2 rRNA genes are annotated in these 3215 nt (G+C 48.5%); both read left to right on the plus strand.

Annotated features, from left to right (window positions below):
• The first annotated feature begins 15 nt into the window (after window positions 1-15).
• Window positions 16-2917, plus strand: a 23S ribosomal RNA gene (locus tag JWF52_RS04850).
• Window positions 2918-3004: 87 nt separating this feature from the next.
• Window positions 3005-3121, plus strand: a 5S ribosomal RNA gene (gene rrf / locus JWF52_RS04855).
• Window positions 3122-3215: the final 94 nt, after the last annotated feature.

The following is a 3215-nucleotide window of genomic DNA, read 5'->3' on the forward strand; positions in this document are numbered from 1 at the left end:
AACACTTTAATAACTGGTCAAGTTATTAAGGGTGCAGGGCGGATGCCTTGGCACTAGGAGCCGATGAAGGACGCGATAAGCTGCGATAAGCTTCGGGGAGTTGCACGTAAACTTTGATCCGAAGATTTCCGAATGAGGAAACTCACTTAGAGTAATGTCTAAGTATCGTTAAGTGAATACATAGCTTAGCGAGGGGAACCCGGGGAACTGAAACATCTAAGTACCCGGAGGAAAAGAAAGAAATTCGATTCCGTAAGTAGCGGCGAGCGAACGCGGAACAGGCCAAACCAGTGAAGTTTTCTTTGCTGGGGTTGCGGACATATCATCAACGAAGAGGTCATCGTAAGTGAAGAGAGTTGGAAAGCTCCGCCATAGAAGGTAATAGCCCTGTATTTGAAACGATAATTCTTTAGATATGATCCAGAGTACCACGGGACACGTGAAACCCTGTGGGAAGCAGGAGGGACCATCCTCCAAGCCTAAATACTACCTAGTGACCGATAGCGCATAGTACCGTGAGGGAAAGGTGAAAAGAACCCCGGGAGGGGAGTGAAATAGAACCTGAAACCCTGCACTTACAAGCTGTGGGAGCACATTACTTGTGTGACCGCGTACTTTTTGTAGAACGGGCCAACGAGTTACGTTAAGTAGCAAGGTTAAGCACTTAAGGTGTGGAGCCGTAGCGAAAGCGAGTCTTAAATGGGCGCTTAAGTTACTTGACGTAGACCCGAAACCGGGCGACCTATCCATGAGCAGGTTGAAGCGAAAGTAAAATTTCGTGGAGGACCGAACCCACGAGCGTTGAAAAGCTCGGGGATGACTTGTGGATAGCGGTGAAATTCCAATCGAGCCCGGAGATAGCTGGTTCTCCCCGAAATAGCTTTAGGGCTAGCCTCAAGGTTGAGAGAAGCGGAGGTAGAGCACTGAATGTCCTAGGGGGTATTGCACTTACCGAAGACTATCAAACTCCGAATGCCGTATTCTTATACTTGGGAGTCAGACTGTGGGTGATAAGATTCATAGTCGAAAGGGCAACAGCCCAGATCGTCAGCTAAGGTCCCTAAATGTACGTTAAGTGGTAAAGGATGTGGGATTGCACAGACAACCAGGATGTTGGCTTAGAAGCAGCCACTCATTTAAAGAGTGCGTAATAGCTCACTGGTCGAGTGATCCTGCGCCGAAAATTTCCGGGGCTAAAACGTACTACCGAAGCTACGGCATCATTATGATGGGTAGGGGAGCTTCGTATGCAGGCTGAAGCGTGACCGTAAGGACGCGTGGACAGTATACGAGTGAGAATGTTGGCATGAGTAGCGAGACGTGGGTGAGAATCCCACGGGCCGTAAACCCAAGGTTTCCAGGGGAAGGTTCGTCCGCCCTGGGTTAGTCGGGACCTAAGCCGAGGCCGAAAGGCGTAGGTGATGGACAACAGGTTGATATTCCTGTACCGCCAATAAACGCTTGAGAAATGGGATGACACAGTAGGATAAGCTAACCACACTGTTGGTTATGTGTGGCTAAGTACTGAGGCAGTCAAGATAGGCAAATCCGTCTTGATAATGCTGGGGTACGATGGGGAGCGAAATTTAGTAGCGAAGTAGCTGATTTCACACTGTCAAGAAAAGTCTCTATCGAGTTTAAAGGCGCCCGTACCTCAAACCGACACAGGTGGGTGAGGAGAGTATCCTAAGGCCAGCGAGAGAACTATTGTTAAGGAACTCGGCAAAATGACCCCGTAACTTAGGGAGAAGGGGTGCCATCATCACGATGGCCGCAGAGAATAGGCCCAAGCGACTGTTTACCAAAAACACAGGTTTCTGCTAAGTCGCAAGACGATGTATAGGAGCTGACGCCTGCCCGGTGCTGGAAGGTTAAGGGGATCTGTTAGAGCAATCGAAGCAGTGAACTTAAGCCCCAGTAAACGGCGGCCGTAACTATAACGGTCCTAAGGTAGCGAAATTCCTTGTCGGGTAAGTTCCGACCCGCACGAAAGGCGTAACGATTTGGGCACTGTCTCAACAATAGACTCGGTGAAATTGTAATCCCGGTGAAGATGCCGGGTACCTGCGACAGGACGGAAAGACCCCATGGAGCTTTACTGTAGCTTGACGTTGGGTCTTGGTACTACATGTACAGGATAGGTGGGAGACTTTGAAGCATGAACGCCAGTTTGTGTGGAGTCATCCTTGGGATACCACCCTTGTAGTACTGGGATCCTAACCATAGGCCTTGAATCAGGTCTTGGGACACCGTCAGGTGGGCAGTTTGACTGGGGCGGTCGCCTCCCAAAGAGTAACGGAGGCGCTCAAAGGTTCTCTCAGTACGGTCGGAAATCGTACGAAGAGTGTAAAGGCAAAAGAGAGCTTGATTGCAAGACATACAGGTCGAGCAAGGACGAAAGTCGGACTTAGTGATCCGGTGGTTCCGCATGGAAGGGCCATCGCTCAACGGATAAAAGCTACCCTGGGGATAACAGGCTTATCTCCCCCAAGAGTCCACATCGACGGGGAGGTTTGGCACCTCGATGTCGGCTCATCACATCCTGGGGCTGTAGTAGGTCCCAAGGGTTGGGCTGTTCGCCCATTAAAGTGGTACGCGAGCTGGGTTCAGAACGTCGTGAGACAGTTCGGTCCCTATCCGTCGCAGGCGTAGGAAATTTGAGGAGACCTGTCCTTAGTACGAGAGGACCGGGATGGACGTACCTCTGGTGTACCAGTTGTTCTGCCAAGGGCATGGCTGGGTAGCTATGTACGGAATGGATAAGCGCTGAAAGCATCTAAGCGCGAAGCCAACTTCAAGATAAGATTTCCCACCGTAAGGGTAAGACCCCAGGAAGACTACCTGGTTGATAGGTCGAAGGTGTAAGTGCAGTAATGTATTTAGCTTATCGATACTAATAGGTCGAGGACTTGACCAAATTAAAATGATTAATTCAATAAATGTTTGCAGTTTTCAGAGTATTAACTTTGAAAAACTTAATAGAAATATTAAGCATAAGAGATTATGTGGTTACAATAGCAAAGAGGATACACCTGTTCCCATTCCGAACACAGAAGTTAAGCTCTTTAGCGCTGATGGTACTTGGTGGGCAACTGCCTGGGAGAGTAAGACGTAGCCACGTAATATTTTTTTTATGTACTAATACTCACACTTTAAATTCACTTTAAATATAATAAAATAAAGGAGTTTTGAGGTGAGTATATGCAAAAGGTATT

The organism is Clostridium sp. CCUG 7971, assembly GCF_017590215.1.
GTDB lineage: Bacteria > Bacillota > Clostridia > Peptostreptococcales > Peptostreptococcaceae > Faecalimicrobium.